The 20,854-nt window shown below is 68.5% G+C and carries 19 protein-coding genes; 9 read left to right on the top strand and 10 right to left on the bottom strand.

Annotation, left to right across the window (positions count from 1 at the left end; translation table 11 throughout):
• Positions 1–446: 446 nt before the first annotated feature.
• Positions 447–2,072 carry a peptidoglycan recognition protein gene (locus GAA2_RS00870; protein ID WP_006437679.1) on the top strand — a complete coding sequence of 542 codons (1,626 nt, stop codon included), beginning with the start codon at positions 447–449 and terminating at the stop codon, positions 2,070–2,072.
• A gap of 19 nt (positions 2,073–2,091) precedes the next feature.
• Here GAA2_RS00870 and GAA2_RS00865 read toward each other — a convergent pair whose 3' ends face one another.
• Genes GAA2_RS00865 through GAA2_RS00850 form a run of 4 tightly spaced genes read right to left on the bottom strand, consistent with a single transcriptional unit; the run spans position 2,092 to position 5,175 of the window.
• On the bottom strand, positions 2,092–2,925 hold the full coding sequence (locus GAA2_RS00865; protein WP_006437680.1) for a Cof-type HAD-IIB family hydrolase: 834 nt from the start codon (positions 2,923–2,925) through the stop codon (positions 2,092–2,094).
• Complete coding sequence (locus GAA2_RS00860) at positions 2,922–3,749, bottom strand: lysophospholipid acyltransferase family protein (protein WP_024498805.1); 828 nt, start codon at positions 3,747–3,749, stop codon at positions 2,922–2,924. The genes GAA2_RS00865 and GAA2_RS00860 overlap by 4 nt, the downstream gene beginning before the upstream one ends.
• Positions 3,750–3,766: 17 nt before the next feature.
• The gene (locus GAA2_RS00855) at positions 3,767–4,525 is read right to left on the bottom strand and encodes a lysophospholipid acyltransferase family protein (protein ID WP_006437682.1); all 759 of its coding nucleotides are present in this window, start codon (positions 4,523–4,525) and stop codon (positions 3,767–3,769) included.
• Between the two features lie 35 nt (positions 4,526–4,560).
• On the bottom strand, positions 4,561–5,175 hold the full coding sequence (locus tag GAA2_RS00850) for a TetR/AcrR family transcriptional regulator (protein WP_006437683.1): 615 nt from the start codon (positions 5,173–5,175) through the stop codon (positions 4,561–4,563).
• A 70-nt stretch (positions 5,176–5,245) separates the two neighbouring features.
• On the opposite strand from GAA2_RS00850, the gene GAA2_RS00845 reads away from it, so the two are divergent.
• From GAA2_RS00845 to GAA2_RS00825, 5 genes are all read left to right on the top strand, one after another.
• Positions 5,246–5,971, top strand: a complete 726-nt coding sequence (locus GAA2_RS00845) for a nuclear transport factor 2 family protein (RefSeq protein ID WP_040004927.1) — start codon at positions 5,246–5,248, stop codon at positions 5,969–5,971.
• Positions 5,972–6,114: 143 nt separating this feature from the next.
• Entirely contained in the window at positions 6,115–7,719 is a 1,605-nt protein-coding gene (locus GAA2_RS00840) for a Rieske 2Fe-2S domain-containing protein (protein WP_006437685.1), read from the top strand.
• 91 nt (positions 7,720–7,810) lie between these two features.
• The gene (locus tag GAA2_RS00835) at positions 7,811–7,954 is read left to right on the top strand and encodes a hypothetical protein (RefSeq protein WP_157228335.1); all 144 of its coding nucleotides are present in this window, start codon (positions 7,811–7,813) and stop codon (positions 7,952–7,954) included.
• Positions 7,955–8,058: 104 nt separating this feature from the next.
• Positions 8,059–8,463, top strand: coding sequence for a four-helix bundle copper-binding protein (locus GAA2_RS00830; protein WP_006437686.1), 405 nt, complete (start codon positions 8,059–8,061; stop codon positions 8,461–8,463).
• A 74-nt stretch (positions 8,464–8,537) separates the two neighbouring features.
• Positions 8,538–8,747 (top strand): hypothetical protein, encoded by a 210-nt coding sequence (locus tag GAA2_RS00825; RefSeq protein WP_006437687.1) that lies wholly within the window; start codon positions 8,538–8,540, stop codon positions 8,745–8,747.
• Here the strand turns inward: GAA2_RS00825 and GAA2_RS00820 are convergent.
• Entirely contained in the window at positions 8,744–9,976 is a 1,233-nt protein-coding gene (locus GAA2_RS00820; protein WP_191834651.1) for a lipase family protein, read from the bottom strand. The two genes, GAA2_RS00825 and GAA2_RS00820, sit on opposite strands and share 4 nt — an antisense overlap.
• A 79-nt stretch (positions 9,977–10,055) precedes the next feature.
• Complete coding sequence (locus GAA2_RS00815; protein ID WP_006437689.1) at positions 10,056–10,934, bottom strand: DMT family transporter; 879 nt, start codon at positions 10,932–10,934, stop codon at positions 10,056–10,058.
• Between the two features lie 159 nt (positions 10,935–11,093).
• Between GAA2_RS00815 and GAA2_RS00810 the strand changes: the two genes are divergently transcribed.
• Complete coding sequence (locus GAA2_RS00810; protein WP_191834650.1) at positions 11,094–16,178, top strand: cation-translocating P-type ATPase; 5,085 nt, start codon at positions 11,094–11,096, stop codon at positions 16,176–16,178.
• Between the two features lie 22 nt (positions 16,179–16,200).
• Here the strand turns inward: GAA2_RS00810 and GAA2_RS22995 are convergent, their stop codons facing one another.
• The 4 genes from GAA2_RS22995 to GAA2_RS00795 form a co-directional block, all read right to left on the bottom strand.
• Positions 16,201–16,329 (bottom strand): Rv1535 domain-containing protein, encoded by a 129-nt coding sequence (locus GAA2_RS22995; RefSeq protein ID WP_243828617.1) that lies wholly within the window; start codon positions 16,327–16,329, stop codon positions 16,201–16,203.
• Between the two features lie 124 nt (positions 16,330–16,453).
• Complete coding sequence (locus tag GAA2_RS00805; protein ID WP_006437691.1) at positions 16,454–17,389, bottom strand: hypothetical protein; 936 nt, start codon at positions 17,387–17,389, stop codon at positions 16,454–16,456.
• 14 nt (positions 17,390–17,403) lie between these two features.
• The gene (serS, locus tag GAA2_RS00800) at positions 17,404–18,663 is read right to left on the bottom strand and encodes a serine--tRNA ligase (protein WP_159406046.1); all 1,260 of its coding nucleotides are present in this window, start codon (positions 18,661–18,663) and stop codon (positions 17,404–17,406) included.
• A gap of 75 nt (positions 18,664–18,738) precedes the next feature.
• Positions 18,739–19,158: an ankyrin repeat domain-containing protein gene (locus GAA2_RS00795; protein ID WP_096272741.1), complete on the bottom strand. Its 420-nt coding sequence runs from the start codon at positions 19,156–19,158 to the stop codon at positions 18,739–18,741.
• Between the two features lie 97 nt (positions 19,159–19,255).
• Here GAA2_RS00795 and GAA2_RS00790 point away from each other — a divergent pair, with 97 nt between their 5' ends.
• Complete coding sequence (locus GAA2_RS00790) at positions 19,256–20,440, top strand: septum formation family protein (protein WP_006437694.1); 1,185 nt, start codon at positions 19,256–19,258, stop codon at positions 20,438–20,440.
• Positions 20,441–20,443: 3 nt separating this feature from the next.
• Positions 20,444–20,794: a metallopeptidase family protein gene (locus GAA2_RS00785; RefSeq protein ID WP_006437695.1), complete on the top strand. Its 351-nt coding sequence runs from the start codon at positions 20,444–20,446 to the stop codon at positions 20,792–20,794.
• The last annotated feature ends 60 nt before the right edge of the window (positions 20,795–20,854 follow it).

Below are 20,854 nucleotides of genomic sequence, written 5' to 3'. Positions count from 1 at the left end.
GTCCGTGCGGGCCGGGAACCGGTCGCCGGCCTTCCCGGCAGGAGCCGTCTGGATCGGGCTTTGTTCACTGCAGAACACATCCTTCGGTCGCGACGACAACAGCCCCGGGAGTTCCAGCGAAACCGCAACTCCCGCACTTCCGTGACTGATGTGACGATTGGGACATAAGTGACACTAGTGAACCTCCTTCGCGTTCACCAAGCCGAGCTGATCACAACCGGATCACGAGTTGTGACCGCGATCGTGACCTCATGCATATCACCAGTAACACCAGCCTCAGAGGTAACAAGAATGTCACGAGTGCCCCGCCGTCGGCGTGTGTCGTGTCGCCGAGCTCCGATCCGCACCACGATGGCGGCCGACACCGAGCACGCCTCGACGCCGCCCGGCGCACGAGGCTGCGCACGTCGCACCGATGACCGGACACCCGGGCGAGGAGATCCCCTGTGCGCTACCCCCGACCGAAGCATTCGATCGCTCTCGCGGCCATCGCCGCGGCGGTCGTCGCGAGCCCGTTCGCGGTGATCGCGAGCAATGCCGGCCCACCGGCCGGTGACACCCGACTCGTGGACAACAAGCAGAAGATCGCGAACACCGAGATCGAGCAGGTGCCGCTGCGTGAACTGCCGGCCGCCATCGTCGACGTCGCGTCCTCGGGTCTCGGAGCCGCAGGCGTGAAGCTCCCGCCGATCGACCCCGACGCCTTCCCCGTGCCGGACCTCACGGTCCCGCTGCCCAAGGGACTCGTGCCCACCGCGGGCGAGTCGTCGGCACCGAGCGCTTCCGGGTCGAGGACACCGGAGGCGACGACCACCTCCCCCGACTCACCCTCACGGACGAAGACGAGGTCGGTCCCCGGCCCCGCCCCGACGAGCACCACCCCGCCAGCGGTCACGACCATGCGGGACGGGCGCGAGGTCGGCGCTGCGGTGACGCACATCGTGCGCGAGGACCCCATCAAGATGGTCGCCTTCACCTGGGACCGCCCCGTCGACGTCGACCTGAAGCTGCGTGCGCGGCAACCCGACGGGACCTGGAGCCCGTGGACGGTCCTGGAGCAGATCTCGAAGGGCGGTGTACCGACCGCGGACAAGCCGGCGGGCACCGAACCGGTGTGGGTCGGCGACGCGCGTGAGGTACAGGTCGCCGCGTCCAAGGACGGTCTCGCAATTCCGGCCGCCGAGACACAGGGCGGCGACCTGGCCCAGCTGGCCGTCGGCTCGGCGAGCGAAGTCGTGACGAAGCTGGCCGAGACCGCTCTCAACACTCTGAAGGCGACCCTGATCAGCCCGGAGGGTCTGCTGTCCCTGGGTTCGTCGCTGCTCTCCCCGCTGACCGGCGGACCGCAGGTGGTCGCGCGTCCCCAGTGGGGCGCCGACGAGGGCATCCGTTGCTCGCAGCCGGTGTACTCCCCGCAGCTGAAGGGCGCGATCGTGCACCACACCGCCGGCAGCAACGACTACACCCCGGCGCAGTCGATCGAGATCGTGCGCGGCATCTACGCGTATCACGCACAGAGCCTCAACTGGTGCGACATCGGCTACAACGTGCTCGTCGACAAGTACGGACAGATCTTCGAGGGTGCGTTCGGCGGACTGGACCGCAACGTGCAGGGCACTCACACCGGGGGGTTCAACAAGGACACGGTCGGCTTGTCGTTCATCGGCAATCTCGAGGAGGTACCGCCGACCGCCGCGGCGGTCGCCGCGGCCGGACGCTTCCTGCGCTGGCGCCTCGGCAAAGCCGGTCTCAACCCCGCCGGCACCGCGACCCTGATGTCAGAGGGATTCGCCGGCACCAAGTTCGCGGCCGGAACACAGTCCAGCCTGCCGATGATCTCCGGCCACCGCGACTACAACAGCACCAGCTGCCCCGGCGTGCACGGGTACGCGGCACTCGCCCAGGTCCGTGCGCTCGCCGGTGGTGCTGCCGCACCGGCACCGGAGTCGACGCCGCCCGCCGAACCGGGAGCACCCGATCAGGCACCCGCGCCCGCCCCCGATCAGGCACCCGCACCGGCCCCCGAACAGGCACCCGCACCCGCCCCCGAGGCGGCACCGCCGGCAGCCTGACCAGCGCGAACCGAACGATTCAGGCGAACCAGCGTTCGAGGACCCTGGCGACGCCGTCGTCGTTGTTGCCGACGGTGACCTCGTCGGCGGCGTCGAGCGCGGCCTGGTGGCTGTGTCCCATGGCGACACCGTGACTCGCCCAGCTGAGCATCTCGACGTCATTGGGCATGTCGCCGAAGGCGATCAGTCCGTTGTCCGGCAGACCGGTGGCCTCACAGAGGCGCGCGAGTCCGGACGCCTTGTGCGTACCGGGCACCGACAGTTCGACGAGGCCGTTGTCGGTGGAGAACGTGACCTGGGCGAGGTCGCCGACGAACGGCTGCAGCCGTTCGGCCATCTCGCCGCTCGGCATATCCGGTTTGCGTACGAGCAACTTCACCGCAGATTGGCTGAAGACCTCGTCGTCGCCGACCTCGACGTGGTCCGGGTTGAGCCAGGCGTGTTCGTAGCCGGCACTCGCGACGAACGGGGCCGTCGCGGCGTCGTGCGCGGATCGGCCGGCACGTTCGGCGGCGATCCCGCATCCCGGGATCTGCTGGTAGGCGATCTCCCCCAGCTTTCCCAGGACGTCTGGTTCGAGATTGGCCGACCACAGCACCCGGTCGTGCTCGGCGTCGTAGATGATGGCGCCGTTGGCGCACACCGCATATCGGACGAACGCATCTGTTCCGGCGAACTGGTCGGTGATCTCGGCGATCCACCGGGGCGGACGTCCGGTCGCCAGCACGAACTCGACACCGGCCGCGCGGGCCGCCGACAACACGGACACGGTCCGCGACGACACCCGGTTCTCGTCGTCGATGAGCGTTCCGTCCACGTCGCTGGCGATCAGGGTGGGTGGACCGAATGTCATCTGTTTCCTCTGTCTCGGGGTTGTGCGGTCTCGCGTTGTCGTCGGGCGGCCTTGCGGGCGCGGGCCTCGGCCTTGAGAAGCGCTTCGTCTGCTTCGATGACGGCGGCCTCCTGCGGCGTCGGGGCCGAGCCTCCGAGCCGTGACGGCACCCAGAACTCACCCGCCGGATGCGGGCCGTAGGCGTCCTGGACCTCGAGGAGCATGGAGTCCATCGTGTCGCGCAACCGCAACGTTTCGCGTTCGGGCTCCCCGGCGGCGTCGACGGTGAACGGCAAACCGTACCGAACGTGCACCGGTAGCCGGCTGCGACCCATGTTCCGCGCACCGCCCTTGGTCCACTGCCGGTGGGCGCCCCACACGATCGCCGGGACGACCGGGACGCCGGCCTCGGCGGCCATCCGCACCGCCCCGCTCTTGAACTCCTTGAGCTCGAAGCTGCGGCTGATCGTCGCCTCGGGGTAGACCGCGACGATGTGGCCGTCACGCAGGCGCCCGAGCGCCGCACGGTAGGCGTCGGCACCGCGGGATCGGTCCACCGGAACCGTCATCGTGTGGTTGACCAGGAATCGCATGATCGCGACGTCCATGACCTCGGACTTGATGAGGAACCGCGTGCGCCGGCCCGCACGCTGGACGCCGAGCGCGGCGGGGATGAAGTCGACGTACCCGGTGTGGTTGACGCACAGCACGGCACCGCCGGTCTCCGGGATGTTCTGGACCCCGGTGAAATGCAGGTCGAGACCCTGGGCGCGGACGAGCGTGTTCGCGATGATCTCCAGGGTCCGGTAGACCGGCTCCCGGTGTCGACGCGCCCCGCTGCTCATGCCTGCAAGGTTAACGGTCAGGGGTTGTCGCGCTGAGCGCGCTTCGCGGCCCGTTCGGCCTGTTCCTCGGCGTCCATGCGGTTGGCCTCCTCGAGGGTGGGCGCCGACCCGCCGAGGCGTGCGGGCACCCAGAACTCCCCCTTGGGGTGTTCGCCGTAGGCGTCCTGCAGTTCGAGCAGCTTGGCACTCATGACCTCGTGCAGCTTCGCGGTGAGGGCGTCGGGGTCTCCGGTGGGCTCGAGCGGTTCGCAGACCCCGATCGAGATCGGGTAACCGGTGCGGCCGAGCCTCTTCGGATGCCCCTTGGTCCACACGCGCTGGGCGCCCCAGATGACGGTCGGGATGATCGGTGCACCGGATTCGAGTGCCATCCGCGCGGCACCCGACTTGAACGCCTTGAGCTCGAAGCTGCGGCTGATCGTCGCCTCCGGGTAGACGCCGACCAGTTCGCCGCGCTTGAGATAGTCGACCGCCGCCCGGTAGCTGTCCGCACCCGCGGTCCGGTCGACGGGAATGTGCTTGAGCGAGCGCATGATCGGGCCGGAGATCTTGTTGTCGAAGACCTCCTTCTTCGCCATGAACCGCACCTTGCGACGACCCTGCAGGTGTGCCGGGATGCCGGCGTAGGTGAAGTCGAGGTAGCCGGTGTGGTTGATCGCGACGACGCCGGGCCCTTCGGCCGGGACGTGCTCGACGCCCGACACCTTGAACTTGAGACCTTCGGCGAGCCAGAGCAGGCGCGCGGTGGTGATCACGGCGTCGTAGACGGGTTCCATGCCGCAAAGCTTAGCGATCGCGCTCCCGGTACAGGTCAGGCGTCGGTCGCACCGATCCGGGTGACGGCGAACACCAGGTCGACGGCGGCGTCGGAGAGCTGTGCGGGCGTCAGGGCGAGCCGGCCGTCGATGTGGTCGAGGTAGAGGGCCACGAGGGCACCGGTGAGCGCCGAGGAGATCACCGCGACGCGTTCGGGGGCGAGCGAGTTCTCGTCGGCGACCATGCCCAGGACGGTTTCGACGAATCCGGGAACGGTGGCCGCGCGATGTGCGCGGAGGACGTCGTCGGCGAGCGGTTCGCGCAACAGGATGCGGGCCCGGCCCGGGTTGTCCTGGAAGAACTCGCGGAAGACCTCCAGCAGCGCGCGCACGCTCCCCCGGAGGTCGGCGGGCCGCTCGATGCCGGCGATCTGGGCGAGGAGCTGTTCGGTGACGCGGTCGTACACCGCGGTGACCAGCTGCTCGGTCGACTCGAAACTCTCGTAGAAGTACCGCGGACTCAGGTTGGCCTCGCGCACGACCGCCCGCATCGTCACGGCGCCGGTGCCACCGTTTCCCAGCAGGGTCTCGGCGACGGCCAGCATCTGCTCGCGCCGGTCGGTGGACCGGTCCTCGAGCGTCTGCCCGCGCCACCGCTTCCCCGAACTCATCTGAACATCGTCGCATCCCGCGGCGTGGTCTCCATTGACATCACCTGATTCAACATGAATCATGCGATTCATGTTCGATGAACAAGCATTCCAGGAAGCGCTGGCCCGACCACGCCTCGCCAAGCCCGCACCCGAATACCTCGACGCCAACCGCGGCGTCCCGATCCGGGCCATCTCCGAACAGGAGCTGCAGCGGTCGACCATCGAGTGGTTCGACGCCTTCGACAAGAAACTCGTCCACCTGAGCGACGTCCACGGCACCGACCTGTCATGGATCATGACGTGGGCCAAGAAGTACTGGTGGAGCTTCCTGGTACGCGACATGAGCGTGAACGACGAGCTCTACGCACCCGATCTCCGATACACCGACGTCACGACCTTCGGGCGCACGATCGTCGGCATCGACGACTTCGTGACCTACAACTTCGCCTTCTTCGACGCCATCCCCGACTGGCGCTACGACCCCCTCCCCGACCAGGTCTACGTCGACGTCCAGCCGGACGGAACCGTGCGCACGGTCATCCGGTACACCGGCAGCGGCCACTTCAGCGGCGGGTTGCGGATGTATCCCTACGACGAGTCGGCGCCGACCATCTACGGCGACGGACGGTTCATCCAGGCACCCGCGGTGGACCGGTACCACTTCAACGCCGACGGTCTGATGGAAGAGGGCGAGACGCTCTACGACTTCATCGACGCCGTCCAGCGTGCCGGGATCATGCCCCGCGACGACAGCAGGCTGGTCCGCTCCCTCTTCGCCGCGTCGAAGCTGCCGGTCCTCGCCCGCGGCGCCTGAACCGGCTCGGGAGGTGGTGAGACCCGTCACGCGGGCGCCTCGTCGGGACTCATGGCCCACGCCACGGGAAAAGGCGGCTCGATACCCTGGAGGCCTGAAGTGCTCGCCGCGGCAGCCCCGCGCACACCAGGAGAGGCCCCTACGTGCAGATCACCAGCATCGGTCATGCCGGTTTCCACATCCAGACCACCGCCGGATCGATCCTCTGCGACCCGTGGGTCAACCCGACCTACTTCGCCTCATGGGTGCCGTTCCCCGACAACTCCGAGCTCGACTGGAAGACGCTCGGCGACTGCGACTACCTCTACGTCTCTCATCTGCACCGCGACCACTTCGACGAGCGCAACCTACGCGAGAACGTCAACAAGGACGCGACCGTCCTGCTCCCCGACTACCCGGTGCCGGACCTGCGCCGTGAACTCGAGAAGCTCGGCTTCACCAAGTTCGTCGAGACCACCGACTCGGTGAAGACGACGGTGACGGGCGACAAGGGCTCGCTCGACGTGATGATCATCGCGCTGCGCGCCCCGGCCGACGGGCCGATCGGCGACAGCGGGTTGGTCGTCTCCGACGGCGAGACCGTCTGCTTCAACATGAACGACGCCCGCCCGATCGACCTCGACGTCATCGACGAGGCCTTCGGTCACGTCGACGTCCACCTGCTCCAGTACTCGGGCGCCATCTGGTACCCGATGGTCTACGACATCCCACGGAAGTCCAAGGCCAACTTCGCATCTCAGAAACGTCAGCGCGGAATGGACCGTGCACGTTCCTACATCGAGCAGGTCGGCGCGACCTGGGTCGTGCCGTCCGCCGGTCCGCCGATGTTCCTCGACGAAGAACTGTTCCATCTCAACGACTTCGGCTCGGGCGAAACCGCAGACGACACCTCGATCTTCCCGGACCAGGAGACCTTCCTGGAGCAGATGCGCATCCACGGCACCGACGACGGCGAGAAGCATCGCGGCCTGATGATGGTGTCGGGTTCGGTTGCCGACTTCAGCGGTTCGACGCTGAACGAGGTCACCCACCCCTATGCACCCGCCGACGTCTTCGGCGAGAACAAGAGGGCCTACCTCGAGCGGATGAAGGAGAAGTTCGCGCCGGTCATCGCCGCGGACAAGGCCACCTGGGCGCCGGCCGAGGGCGAGCCGCTGATCGGCGCACTGCGCGAGCTCTTCGAGCCGATCATGGCCCAGTCGGATCTCATCTGCGACGGCATCGGCTATCCCGTCGGCCTCGTGATGACCCCGGGCGGCGGTCCCGCGAACGACGCCACCGAGACCGTCGTGCTCGACTTCCCCAACCGCATCGTGCGGGAGCCGAAGGAAGGAGAAGGCAAGTACCGCTACGGCTTCCGCATCGCCACGGAACTCGTGCGCACCGTCCTCCGCGACAACGAGCCGGACTGGGTGAACACCATCTTCCTGTCCACGCGCTTCACCACGTGGCGCATCGGCGGGTACAACGAGTTCCTCTACACCTTCTTCAAATGCCTGACCGACGAGCGCATCGCCTACGCCGACGGCTGGTTCGCCGAGGCCCACGACGACTCGGCGTCGATCACCAGGGACGGTTGGGAGATCCAGCGCCGCTGCCCGCACCTGAAGGCCGATCTCGGCAAATTCGGAGTGATCGAGGGCGAGAAGCTCACCTGCAATCTCCACGGCTGGCAGTGGGACCTGACGTCGGGGCGATGCCTGACGTCGAAGGGTCACGAACTGCGCGCGGAGCGTCTGGGGAACTGAACCGTCCCGGATGTGACCGCGGGACGGGTCACCGCCCGGACGTCGAGGCGACGCTGCACTGCGGTCGCACCGACGTACAGGCGGGAGTTCCATGACCCACAACGATCTGACGGTCACCATCGGCCGCGAGGAACTGGTCCAGCTCCTGGCGCGTCCGGTTTTTCGTCTGCGCAGGCGCATTCATCTGCGTCGGTTGCGGGGAGACCGCTACACCGACGACGCCGAGGACTGCTGACGGTCGCAGCTGGCCACGTCCCGACGGATACCCATCGGCGGCGGTTTCATTCCGATGGACGCCGGGTACGCGATTTCCATGTGCAATCCACAGGAGGAAGTCCAGTGACCATCGTGACCGAGATACTCGAGTCCCATCCTGTACACGACGACATCGACAACGCCGCGCTCGCGGCCTGCATCGAAGCGTGTGCGGAGTGCACTCAGGCCTGCACCTCATGTGCGGACGCATGTCTCGGAGAGAGCGGCGTCGACCAGCTCGTCGAGTGCATCCGCGCCGATCTGGACTGCGCCGACCTGTGTTCGGTCACCGAGCGAGTGCTCCTCCGACGCACCGAAGCCAACGTCACGGTGGTGCGGGAGACGTTGGAAGCGTGCGCAACCGCATGCCGTGTCTGTGCCGAGGAATGTGACCGGCACGCGGACATGCACCAGCACTGCAGGATCTGCGCGGACGCGTGCCGGCGCTGCGAGGAGGCCTGCCGGACGCTGCTCGAGGTGCTCGGCTAGCACGACCCTGCGCTCGGCCCAGGATGCTTCGGCACAACCGCCGAAGTCGAACCCGACAATGAGGAGAGAAGATCATGGCTCAGTACCGCGTGGTGGATTCCGACGAAACAGTCATCGAGGAAAAGGGTTTCGATGACGCAACCAGTGCCTACGACTGGTTCAAGACCGTCGCCGCGCCCGATGACAGCCTCGGCACCGTCATGCAGGTCCACGACAACGGCGAGTGGAAGAACTTCGAGGTGTCCGACGGCGGCACCAACAAGAATCCGTCCGCGGACGCCTAACGTCCGGCGAAACGGCCGTTCAAGAAGGTCAGGGCCTCGACACTCCACGGGATGAATGCCGCCGTGTGCGTCTGCCCGCGGTATTCGGTGAAGGTCGTCGGCACACCTCGACTGCGGTAGCTCTCGGCGAGACCGGCGACGTCGGCGGCGATCATCACACCGTCGCCGATGCCGTCGGAATTGCCGACGCCGAGCATCATCGGAACCCGCGGGGTGCCGAGTGTTCCCATCACGTTCTCCGAGATCGCCTGCCGCACACCGGGTACGTCGAGCACGCCACCCACCGATGGTTTGAGGAGTTGGTGGTCGGTGAGTCCCGGATATTCGTCGGCGAACTGTTCGATGCACTCCCCCGCGACCTGGCGCAGAATTCGCTCGCCCTTCGGGGACAGATAGCTCGCGAGGTCGATGTCGTAGGTCTCGGCATAGACCGCCATCAAAGCGGGGATGACTCCCGTCCATTCGGGTTTGCCGTTGACGTAGCCGAGGTTGTGTGCGGGATCCACCGGAATCCCGCCCGCCGCCGCGCCGACGATGTTGAGTTCCGGCGAATAGGTGGGCGCCAGTTCGGCGCCGAAGCCGGTGGGTACCGACCCGCCCGAGTATCCGTACAAGGCGATCGGGGTGCGGGCTGGTGCACGGAGCTGCCTGAGCGCGGCACGGAGCCCGTCCAGGGCGGCATAGCCGGATTCCCTCGCGATCGTCCATCGCAACCCGCGACCCTCATAGTCGGGGACCGCGACCGTGTAGCCGGCCGCCATCAGTCCGGTGATCAGGGCCAGATCGATGGGCCGCTCGGACATGTTGCCGCCCCGCAGCGTGTACGACGGATCGCACTGCGCGCCCAACGCGTCGTAGAAGGAGTGGTACGACACCATCCGACGCGGCGCGCCCGGGCCTACGACGGGCGGTGAGATCACCGTGGTCACCGTCGAAGTCGGATGACCGGAGTTGTTGGTACTCCGGTACAGGATCTGAGTCGCGGTGATCGGCACATCAGTTCCGCGCCATCCCAATCCGACCTGACGCGTGCGCAGGATGGCGCCCGGGGCACGCTTCTCGTAGTCGCGTGGAGGCTCGTAGAACGGGTCTTGCGTCGGCAGCAGCGCCGGTGCCGCGACGGGCGCCGGGAGCGGGGTCGGCGACGCCGTAGGCGTGAGAACACACAGGGAGGCCGCGACCCCGATCACGGCGATCAGCGTGGTGAGGGGTCGCGAGATCTGGCGCATGAGCAGTGATCATGCCCGGTTTGCCTCGCTCGCGGTGGGATCCGAGCAAGGTGGGCACGGATTGCTCGCGAGACGGTTTTCAAGCCACGGGGGCGTTCTCTCCTGCCCGCTCCACCTCTTCCACCACCGGCGACATCGCCACCACGACCGCGCCGACGACTGCGGCGATGAAGGCGATCACCGCGACCGGTCCCCAGCCGGCACGGACGGTGTCGTCGAGGACCACGATGCCGACCACACCCGGCACCACCGTCTCGCCGACCACCAGGGAGGCCGACGCCGCGCTCACCGCACCCTTCTGCAGGGCCACGGTGAACATGTAGAAACCACCTGGACCGCTGAGGATGATCGCGTACAGTGCCGGGTCGGTGAAGAGTTCGCCGAGGTCGAAGGGGTCGAGACCGTCGAGCACTCGGACCGCGACTGCGAGCACGCCGAACAGGACGCCGCCGGAGAGACCCGCCAGCACCGCGACCCGGCTCTGCATTCGCGGCAGGATCGCGGCGCCGAGCCCGAGGATGACGACGGCCGCGACGAGAACCGCCCAGTGCAGCCACCATTCGTGTTTGCGTCCCTCGTCACCGGCAGCGAACCCGAGCAGGACGAGCGCCACCACGACGACACCGATCGCGGTCCAATCACGCTGGGACAGTCGCGCTTTCAACACAATGGTGGCCAGCACCACCGTCACGACGAGGTTGGCGCTGACGATCGGCTGCGCAAGGAACAGCGGGATCATCCGCGCGGCCACGAGGTTGCCGAGGAAGCCGATGCCGTCCAACGCCATTCCCGCGATGAACGCCACGGTCAGCATGGCGGCGATGGTCGACCGCAGGGACGGCGCCTCACCCGGCCCGGCACCGGTGTCGTCGACGCTCTGCGCGCCTCGGGCCTGCAGCACCGACGCCGTGCCGTAGGCCAGCGCGGCGAACACCGCGGCGAGAATACCGATCAGCATGATCGAACAGTAGTCACCGCGGCGTCGCGCGACCAGACGTAGACTTTGACCGATGCCGATGTCCAGCCCCCGGCCGCTGTGGCCGGCCGTTTCCCGCAGATCCGCGAGGTGCGGGCGAGGTCGCCGCGGCACGACCGGCGAAAGACGGGGACACGATAGATGGGTCTGTTCCACATCCCGCTGCAGATAACCCACTTCGCGATCGGCGCCGCCGCACTGATCAGCGGTGAGGCCGCGGTCGGGACCACGCGCGGCGTCGCGGGCCTGGCGCGCACGGCCGCAGGTTTGGTCGCCGAATCCTTCGCTGGTCCCCCGGTGCGTCGAAGCAGTTCGCACGGCGACAACCGGTGGATCGAGGTGCGGGGTCTCGATGGCTCCGCAGCCCACACGATCGGCACCACCATCGTGGCCGATCTGCTGAACACGCCCGGCGTCCGGGACGCGGTCCTGAACGAAGCCCTGTCCCGGGTCGTGGTGACGGTCGAGTCGAACGGACCGACCGTCGAGGAACTCGTCGAGGTCGTCGAACAGGCCGAGAGTCGGGTTGCCGCATCCCCGGACGCCCCCCGGCGACCGTCGGCGAGCCTGCCCGGCGACGACACTGCCCTTGCTGCGCGACTGCTGAGCGCCTACGCGGCCGGGACGGGGCTGATCCTCGCAACCGGGGCGGCCGCCTTGCGGGTCACCGGGGTCACGTCTGCGTTGGCCGCACCGGTGTCGATGGCGCAGAACTCCCCCTCGATCCGACGCCGCGTCGAAGCGCGCCTCGGACCCGACGCCGCGCAGGTGTTCTTCTCCGCTCTCAGCGCCGGCATGAGTGTGCTGACCGTGTCGCCCGGCGCGCTGCTTGCCGACAGTGCCGTGCAGGCGTTGCTCGTGGCCGAGACGATCAACGCCCGACGCAACTGGGAGCGTTTCGAGCCCGAGTTGACCCGGCAGGCGTGCAAGTCCGCGGGGCTCGTGGGTGTCAGCCCGAGAGCGGCCCACCGGTCGGTCGGTGCCGCCGATTCCTACGCCGACCGCTCGACTCTCGCGGGGATCGGAGCCGCCGCGATCTCCGGCATCGCCTCCGGGAAGACCGCGACCGCCGGTTCGGCGGCACTCGCCCTGGTCCCCAAACCCGTCCGCAGCATCCGGGAGTCGTTCGGCGTCGCCCTCGGTCGCGGCCTGATGCTCCACCACCGCACCGTGGTGATGCGCCCGGATGCGCTGCGCTCCCTCGAGGCGGTCACCACGGTCCTCATCGATCCGCGCGTGCTGTTCACCGACGAGCTCACGGTGACGCGCATCGAAGGGGTGCCGCCGGAGGTGCGCTCTACGGCATGGTCGGCGGCCCGGGAGGCCCTGCACGAGGGCTTGCTCGCGCCCGGATGGCACAAGCTGTCGGACATTCCCGGCGCAGGTGGTGACGGCGAGGCCCTCATCAGCGCCCTGCGCGACCCGTTCGCGTCGGCGGTGGTCACCGAGTCGCGGCGCGTCGGGATACGCGTGATCTCGCTCGACCACGACGGCCTGCGCTCCCTCGGTCAGGGGTTCGATGACCTGTTGCCCACCGACGACGGGATCGACCGGGAGCTGGCGAGGGCGCTCACACAATTGCACGCCGACGGCCGGCAGGTGCTCCTCGTCACCGGTTCGACCGAATCGGCAACGCTGCCTGCGGAGGTGGTTGTCGGTGTGTGGCAGGACAATTCGATCCCGCCGTGGGGTGCGGATCTACTGGTGCCGGACCTGCGCGCCGTGTGGCGAATCCTGCACGCCGTCCCCGCAGCCAAGAAGTCGGCGACCAAGGGCATCGAACTGTCGGCGAGCGCGTCGGTGATCGGTGCCGTCATGCTGTTGCCCGAGGTCGTCGGCAACGGTCCGACCTCGGTGAACATGACCGCGGTGGGCGCGCTGTGGTCGGGGTACCGCCTCGCCGACGGTGTCTTCGATGACCCACTCCCGCACCCCGAGCCGGGTCACGACTGGCACGCGCTCCCCGTCGAGGAAGTGCGTGCGCTGCTGCCCCGACCGGAGCCGCGGACGACGAAGACCGCCGGCACCGACGAGCGCCGCTTCCCCGGGTTCCTGGCCCCGGTGACCGGCCCGCTGGCAGCCACGTGGCGCATCGTCGGAGAGTACTTCGAAGCCTTCCGGGAGGATCTCGACGAACCGATCACCCCCATTCTGGCCACCGGCGCCCTGGCCACCGCGCTGCTGGGATCCCCGTTCGACGCCGTCCTCGTCGCGAGTGTGCTGCTGGTGAACACGGCGACCTCCACCCAACAATCCCTGCACGCCGAGAAGGTCCTCGGCGGTCTGCTGGCCGCTCAGGAACCGCTGGCCCATCGCGTGACCGGAGCCACAGACGACGCCGACGTCGAGCGGGTGCCGGCCGGGGACCTGCAGCCCGGCGACCTCATCAGGGTGGGTCCGGGCAAGGTCATCCCGGCCGACGCGCGGATCATCGTCGCCGATGGGGCCGAGGTGGACGAGTCGGCGCTCACCGGCGAATCACTACCCGTCAGCAAGGCCACCGATCCGACGCCGGGTGCGCCGCTGGCCGACCGGACCGGCATGTTGCACGCCGGGACGACCATGGTCGCCGGTCGCGCCGTGGCCGTGGTCACCACGGTCGGCGCCGGCACCCAGATGAACCGGGCGTCGGCGATGACCGCCCGAAAGGCCCGCAAGGTCGGTCTCCAGGCCCAGCTCGCGCACATCACCGGGAGGGCACTGCCGTGGAGCATCGCCGGCGGCGTCGCCGTCGGCGTGTTGAGCCTGCTGCGGGGAACCCCGCTGCGCCAGTCCGCGGGCACGGGCGTAGCGATCGCGGCGGCCGCGGTCCCTGAAGGCCTGCCCCTGGTCGTGACGCTCGCCCAGCTCGCCACTGCGAGACAACTGACCAGCGACGACGTGCTGGTCCGCAATCCCCGCGCCGTGGAAGCCTTTGCGCGGTTGGACATCGTCTGCTTCGACAAGACCGGCACCCTCTCGGAGAACCACCTGAGGGTCGTCGCGCACCGTGGCGTGAGCGGTGTCGCCGACGACGACGTGCTGGCCGCGGCGGCCCGGACCGTCAAGGCCACCGTCGGGAAGGTGGAGCACGCCACGGACGAGGCGATACACGTCGCCGCTCAGGAACGTGGGATGACACTGGACGACGCCGACGCGCACCTGCCGTTCCAGTCGGATCGCCCCTACGCGGCCGCTCTGGTCGGTACGACGCTGTCCATCAAGGGCGCTCCCGAGATCCTCAGCGCTCGTCTGACCGTGGTGGACGACGGACTCGATGAACTCATCGAGGAGATGGCCGCATCGGGCCTACGGGTGCTGGCGGTGGCCGGGCGTGAGCTGACGTCGGAGCAGGCCGCCGCCGCTCGCGACGACCAGTCGGCGCTGGAGGCGTTGTGCGACCGGGACCTGATCCCGGTCGGAGCGATCGGGATCGCCGACACGCCGCGCCCCAGCGCACGCCCACTGCTCGCAGAGCTCCGCCGGCGCGGCATCGGCGTCCGGCTGATCACCGGGGATCACCCGCTCACCGCCGCGGTGGCTGCGCGAGATCTCGGCCTGCCGGTGACGCTCGACGACGTGATGACCGGGCCGGTGTGGGATTCGCTCACCGCAGATGCACGTATCGACGCCGTGCAGCGTTTCCAGGTCTTCGCGCGCATGGCCCCCGAGCACAAGGTGCAGGTGGTGGAAGCGCTGGAGGCCGCCGACCTGGTGAGTGCGATGGTCGGCGACGGCGCCAACGACGCCGCGGCCATCCGTGCCGCGACCGTGGGCGTCGGCCTGATCGCAACCGGCAGTGACCCGGCGAGCACGGCGGCGGACGTGCTGCTGCTCGACGGCCAGATCGGTGCGCTCATCACTGCGATCGACGAAGGGCACCAGCTGTGGCGTCGCGTGCACGCCGCGGTGTCGATGCTGGTCGGCCACAATCTCGGCGAGGTCACCTTCTCCCTCATCACCAGCGCGGTGACCGGACGTCCGGCGATGTCCGCGCGTCAGATCCTGCTTGTCAACATGCTCACCGACGCCTTCCCGGCCGCGGCCCTGGCCGTGAGCCCCCAGGTGGCCGGCGGTCTGGCCGACTTCGACGAAGCCGCGCTGTGGCGAGCGACCTACACGCACTGCGTTTCGACGGTCACAGGTGCCACCCTGGCCTGGCTTCTGGCTCGCCCGATCGGGACGCAGAGGCGCGCGGCGACAGTGGGATTGGCCGGTCTGGTGCTGACACAGGTCGCCGAGATCGTCTCCGAATCGCACGGGCCGCTGGTCGTCGCCACCAGCATCGGAACCTTCGCGGTGCTGGTCGGAGTGATCAGCACCCCGGGTGTGAGCCAGTTGTTCGGATGTAGACCGCTGGGGCCGATCGGATGGGGTCAGGCAGCGGTGGGCGCCGGCGCCGCGATGGCGGTGTCCAGGGTTGCACCGACCGTGACCGTGAAGCTCGGCGAGTGGTACCGAGGGACGTTCGGGTCAGCGGCCGCCGAAGGCGGCGTCGATGAGCAGGGTTCAGGCGTCGATGACGAGGACACCGGCACGCACCAGCAGGGCATAGAGCCCGCGGATGGGCGGGGTCAGAACCCGGACACCGGTCGAGATGAGGCTGTCGGTGTCAAACGACCGGGCGATCTCAGTCATGTAGGGAAGCCTAACCGAAGAGCCCTTGGGCAAGCAATGGAGCACAGCCGATTGGAGTCGGAAATGTTGACATCGGTGAAGTCCTTCGTGGATTCCCATCGCGACGTGTCAAAGCTCGTCGAAGAAGCCGAAAGCTTCTCGATTCAGCTTCCGGTGGTCGGACGGGTGGGTGTTCCGCCGCCGGAGAAGCTCGCCTTCTATGGCGCACTCGGCCTGCTCGCCGCCGTCGAGATCATCGACTGGCCGGTCGCCGTTGCCCTCGGCATCGGCCACGCGGTCACCACCGGTCAGCTCGAGCATCGTGCAGAAAAGGCAGAGCACCATGTGCGCGAAGTCGTCGACGAGGCTGTCGAGGAAGCTTTCGAAGAGGCGACCGAGCAGCATGCGCTGCCTGCCGCGCCGGCTGCCACCGCGAAAGCGCCGGCCAGGAAAGCGGCCCCGCGGAAGAGCGCCCCCAAGAAGACAGGGACCACCAAGACGGCAACCAGGGCGGGGGCCACCAAGGCACCGGCGAAGAAGACGGCCGCCAAGAAAACGGCTGCCAGAAAAACAACCGCCAAGAAGACGCCGACCAAGAAGGGTGCACCGAAGAAGCCGTCGAACGGCTGACGGCCGGACCGGACGTGCGGCGTCAGTCGTCGATGACGAGGACGCCTGCTCGCAAGAGCAAAGCGTAGAACCCGCGAACAGGCGGGGTGAGCAGCCGAACCCCGGACGCCACCAGGGCGTCGGGTCCGAGCGACCGAGCGATCTCACTCATGAAGGTCAGGCTAATTGCGCCGTGCCCGACCAGACAATGGCAGACGGGCGAACGTCAGCTGAACACTTCACGTCCCGAACAATGCTGCCGGCGCGTCGCCCGCAGCTCCACTGCCACGATTCCGTCAGTCCCGGTGCTCCACCCGCGGCGGATGCCCGTATCCCCGCGGCGCGTTCGTGGCGTCGGCCGTTTCGACCGCCGTCACCGCTCCCGACGACGCGAGTACCACTCCCCCGCCGACGGCGGCGACGAAGGCGACGATCGCGGCCGGGCCCCAACCCGCGCGCGTGACGTCGCCGAGGAAGGCGATGCCGACCGCACCCGGCAGCACCGTCTGGCCGACGACGAGCGCCGCGGCGGCGCCGTTCACCGAGCCGGTCTGTAGCGCCACGGTGAACAGGTAGAAGCCGCCGATCCCGCTGAGCAGCAACCCGTACAGGGCGGGGTCGGTGAACAGCACGGTGAGGTCGAGGGGGTCGAGGCCGTCGAGGATTCGGGACGCCACCGCCATCACGCCGAACACCGCACCGGCGATGAGTCCGGTGACCGTGGCGATGTGGGTCTTCAAGCGCCGCATCACGATCAGACCGATCAGGAAGAGCGCCGGACCGGAGACGAGGACCGCCCAATGCATCCACGCGGTGTGCTCCACACCCTCGCGACCGGCCGACGCCGCGAGCAGGATCAGCGACGCCACGACGACCGCACCGGCGATCCAGTCACGCAGCGTCAGGCCGACTTTCAGCACCACCATGGCGAGGAGCGCAGTGGCGACCAGGCGCGCCGAGATGATCGTCTGCGACAGGAACAGCGGGATCAGCCGGGCGGACGCGATCGTCGCGATGAACCCGATGATGTCGAAGACGAATCCGATCAGGAACGGGACCGTGAGCATCGTCAGCGCGGTGGACTTCAACGACGGGTGCGCCGCCGCGGACCGTCGACGTTCCTCCCGGATGGCGGCGCGCTGCGCGACCTGTTCGGCGCCGAGCGCCTGGAGAACCGCGGCCGCGGCGAACGCCAGCGCACCGATCACCGCGATGACGATTCCGCTGGTCACGGCGCAGGCTCAGATCAGCGAGGGGTGAGGACGTCGGTACCGACGTATTTCGCGAGCTCGGCGGGCAGCTTCACCGAACCATCGGGCTGCTGGTGGTTCTCCAGGATGGCCACCAGCCAGCGCGTGGTGGCCAGCGTGCCGTTGAGCGTCGCCGCGATCTGCGGCTTCCCGTTCTCGTCGCGGTAGCGAATCGAGAGACGGCGGGCCTGGAAGGTGGTGCAGTTCGACGTCGAGGTGAGTTCCCGGTAGGTGTTCTGCGTGGGAACCCATGCCTCACAGTCGAACTTGCGCGACGCCGACGACCCGAGGTCGCCACCGGCGACATCGATGACGCGGTACGGCACGTCGATCGCGGCCAGCATGTCCTTCTCCCAGCCCAGCAGCCGCCGGTGCTCGGCCTCGGCGTCCTCGGGCTTGCAGTAGATGAAGCCCTCGACCTTGTCGAACTGGTGCACGCGGATGATTCCGCGGGTGTCCTTGCCGTAGCTGCCGGCCTCCCGGCGGAAGCACGTCGACCAGCCGGCGTACCGCTTCGGGCCGTCGGACAGGTCGAGGATCTCGTCCATGTGGTAGCCGGCGAGCGGCACCTCCGAGGTCCCGACGAGGTACAGGTCGTCGTCCTTGTCGAGGTGGTAGACCTCGTCGGCGTGCGAGCCGAGGAAGCCGGTCCCCTCCATGACCTCGGGACGCACCAGAACGGGCGGGACCATAAGCGTGAAGCCGTTGGCCGCCGCCTTCTGCGCGGCCATGTTGAGCAGGCCCAACTGCAGGAAGGCGCCCTGCCCGGTGAGGAAGTAGAACCGCGAGCCCGACACCTTGGCGCCGCGCTCCATGTCGAGCAGGCCGAGTGACTCGCCCAGTTCGAGGTGATCCTTCGGGTTCTCGATCTCGCGGGGTTTACCCACGTGCTCGAGGACCACGTAATCGTCCTCGCCGCCGGCGGGTGCCTCCGGGGCGACGATGTTGGAGATCGCACGATGGGCCTCGGCGGCGGCCTCGTCGGCCGCGGACTGGCGCGCAACCGCGGCCTTCACCTGCTCGGCGAGCTCCTTGCCCTTGGCGAGCAGCGCCTGCTTCTCGTCGCCCTGCGCCTTGCCGACCTGTTTGCCGAGAGCCTTCTGCTCGGATCGCAACGTGTCGGCGTCGACGATGGCCGCACGACGGGCCGCATCGGCATCGAGCAGAGCATCCACCAGGCCGGGGTCCTCGCCGCGCGTGCGCTGCGAAGTACGGACCAGATCCGGGTCGTCACGAACAATCTTCAGGTCGATCACGCCTTCAAACCCTACTTGAGCGTGCGATGCGAATCCGATCACGCTATCGACGAGACGCCCGCCGGGGCCGGGCCGTCAGCTCCAGAGCGCCCGCAGATCGTCCCGGCCGAACATCGCGGCGGCATCGGCCGCCGAGGGGGTGCCGGCCTGTGGATCGGCCCCGGCGTCGACGAGCACCCGGACCACGTCGTCGAATCCCTTGAACACCGCCCCGGCCAGTGGGGTCTGTCCCCGGTCGTTGGCGAGGTCGGGATCGGCGCCGCGGGACAGCAGAGCCGAGACCGCCGACGCATGCCCGTGATAGGCCGCGAGCATGAGCAGCGAGTCGCCGGACTGATTGCGCAGGTTCACCGGTACGCCGGCGTCGACGTAGCCGCCCAGCGTGGCAGCGTCGCCGGAACGGGCCATGTCGAACAGCCGGGTGGCCAGTTCGACGACCTCCGGGTCGGGTGACGGACCCGGGCCGGGCGCGGACTGAGGGGAATCGGCGGACACTCCCGCGAGTGTAGGCAGCGTCCGTCGCGTGACCCCCGTCCCCGCATCGGCTGATGCGGGTGTGCCTGGTCGGATCGACCAGGCATGATGGATCCCGATGAACGAGCCCGACCCTGGCCGCGACAAGCCCGGCCCCGACGCCCGCGACCTCACCGACGACGACTTCACCGCCGTCGACCCGGTCGAACGGCACGACGAGCCGGTCGCCGGACGACCCGCCCGACGCGCCCCGCGCAACCCCGTCTTCGTGGTTCTCGCCGCGATCGTCGTCGGCGCACTCGCCGCGGGCGGTATCGCCTTCGCGATGGGTGTCTTCGACGACTCCGGCAGCGTCGGCGGCAGCGACATCGGTGAGGGCGAACGACTCGTCCAGAACGCTTTCACCCGGTCGGTCGCCGGGGACTGCCTCGATTGGCCGGCGGGGAACCCCGGTCAGCCGACAGCGGTCGACTGTGCACAGAAGCACCGCTTCGAGGTGGCCGGCGGCATCGACACCTCCCTCATCCCCGGCGTCGAGTTCGGTGAGGACGCACTGTGGCCGGGACCCGAGCGCTTCGCCGCCATCCGCGACGAACAGTGCCCGGTCGCCGTCGATCAGTACCTCGAGGGTCGGCTGGATCCGCAGGGACGCTTCTCGGTCGGCATGATGTACCCGTCGCAGGCCCAGTGGGACAAGGGCGCCCGCCAGTTGCGATGCGGAATCCAGGAGAACGGCGCCGACGGTCAGCCCGCGCAGTTCTCCGGGCGCGTCGCCGACCAGAACCAGTCCTACGTTTGGCCCGAGGGAACCTGCATCGGCATCGACCCCGAGAACCGCACCCCCACCGGTTTCCCGGTGAACTGCGCCGAACCGCACGCCTTCCAGACGACCGGCATCGTCGACCTCGCGATCCGCTTCGGCGACCGGATGTCGAACAAGCCGTGGCCGGCGACCGGCGCCCAGAACAACTACCTCTCGTCGATCTGCCCGAAGCAGGCGGAACGTTTCGTCGGCGGCGCGCCCGCCCTCGACGCGACCACGCTGAACGTGCAGTGGTCGGTCCTCAGCGAGCCGAGCTGGCTGGCCGGGAGCCGCAAAGTGGTCTGCTACCTTGGTCTCCCCGACAAGCGGGGCGGATTCGCGACCCTCGTCGGCGACGCCAAGGGCGGCGCACTGCTGATCAACGGGAAGGCGCCCGTCCCGCCGCCCGCGGCCCCGCCCGGCCGCGCGCTGCCCACGCCGGTGCCGCTTCCCCCGGGCATCGCGCCGAACCCCGACGAAGCCCCCGCCCCGGCGGGCTGACGCATGGCCGTTCCCATGTCCGACGACGAGTTCGACGGGCTGGTCTCCGACGCACTGGACACCATCCCGTCGGAGCTCACCGGCGCGATGAACAACGTGGTGATCCTCGTCGAGCCGCACAACCCGGAGGAACCCGGCATCCTCGGGCTCTACCAGGGCGTCGCGCTGACCCTGCGCGATCACGAATACGGCGGGTTCCTGCCGGACACGATCACCATCTACCGGGACCCGATCCTGGCGATGTGCAGCTCCCGCGACGAGGTGGTGCGCGAGGTCGCGGTCACCGTCATGCACGAGATCGCCCACCACTTCGGCATCGACGACGCCTGGCTGCACGCCAACGGGTGGGGCTAGGGACCCACCGAATCCCGGCCCACACCGCATGTTTCATCTCCCGCGGAATGCGGAATACCG

The sequence above is a fragment of the Gordonia ajococcus genome (assembly GCF_012974285.1).
Lineage (GTDB): Bacteria > Actinomycetota > Actinomycetes > Mycobacteriales > Mycobacteriaceae > Gordonia > Gordonia amicalis.
This window is presented reverse-complemented; position numbering and strand designations above follow the sequence as displayed.

Coding starts and splice junctions, on each gene's coding strand:
- GAA2_RS00790 (WP_006437694.1), top strand. CDS start 19,256: ATGAACGAGCCCGACCCTGGCCGCGACAAGCCCGGCCCCGACGCCCGC.
- GAA2_RS00820 (WP_191834651.1), bottom strand. CDS start 9,976: ATGCGCCAGATCTCGCGACCCCTCACCACGCTGATCGCCGTGATCGGG.
- GAA2_RS00865 (WP_006437680.1), bottom strand. CDS start 2,925: ATGACATTCGGTCCACCCACCCTGATCGCCAGCGACGTGGACGGAACG.
- GAA2_RS00785 (WP_006437695.1), top strand. CDS start 20,444: ATGGCCGTTCCCATGTCCGACGACGAGTTCGACGGGCTGGTCTCCGAC.
- GAA2_RS00845 (WP_040004927.1), top strand. CDS start 5,246: ATGTTCGATGAACAAGCATTCCAGGAAGCGCTGGCCCGACCACGCCTC.
- GAA2_RS00825 (WP_006437687.1), top strand. CDS start 8,538: ATGGCTCAGTACCGCGTGGTGGATTCCGACGAAACAGTCATCGAGGAA.
- GAA2_RS00860 (WP_024498805.1), bottom strand. CDS start 3,749: ATGAGCAGCGGGGCGCGTCGACACCGGGAGCCGGTCTACCGGACCCTG.
- GAA2_RS00850 (WP_006437683.1), bottom strand. CDS start 5,175: ATGAGTTCGGGGAAGCGGTGGCGCGGGCAGACGCTCGAGGACCGGTCC.
- GAA2_RS00835 (WP_157228335.1), top strand. CDS start 7,811: ATGACCCACAACGATCTGACGGTCACCATCGGCCGCGAGGAACTGGTC.
- GAA2_RS00855 (WP_006437682.1), bottom strand. CDS start 4,525: ATGGAACCCGTCTACGACGCCGTGATCACCACCGCGCGCCTGCTCTGG.
- GAA2_RS00815 (WP_006437689.1), bottom strand. CDS start 10,934: ATGCTGATCGGTATTCTCGCCGCGGTGTTCGCCGCGCTGGCCTACGGC.
- GAA2_RS22995 (WP_243828617.1), bottom strand. CDS start 16,329: ATGAGTGAGATCGCTCGGTCGCTCGGACCCGACGCCCTGGTGGCGTCC.
- GAA2_RS00810 (WP_191834650.1), top strand. CDS start 11,094: ATGGGTCTGTTCCACATCCCGCTGCAGATAACCCACTTCGCGATCGGC.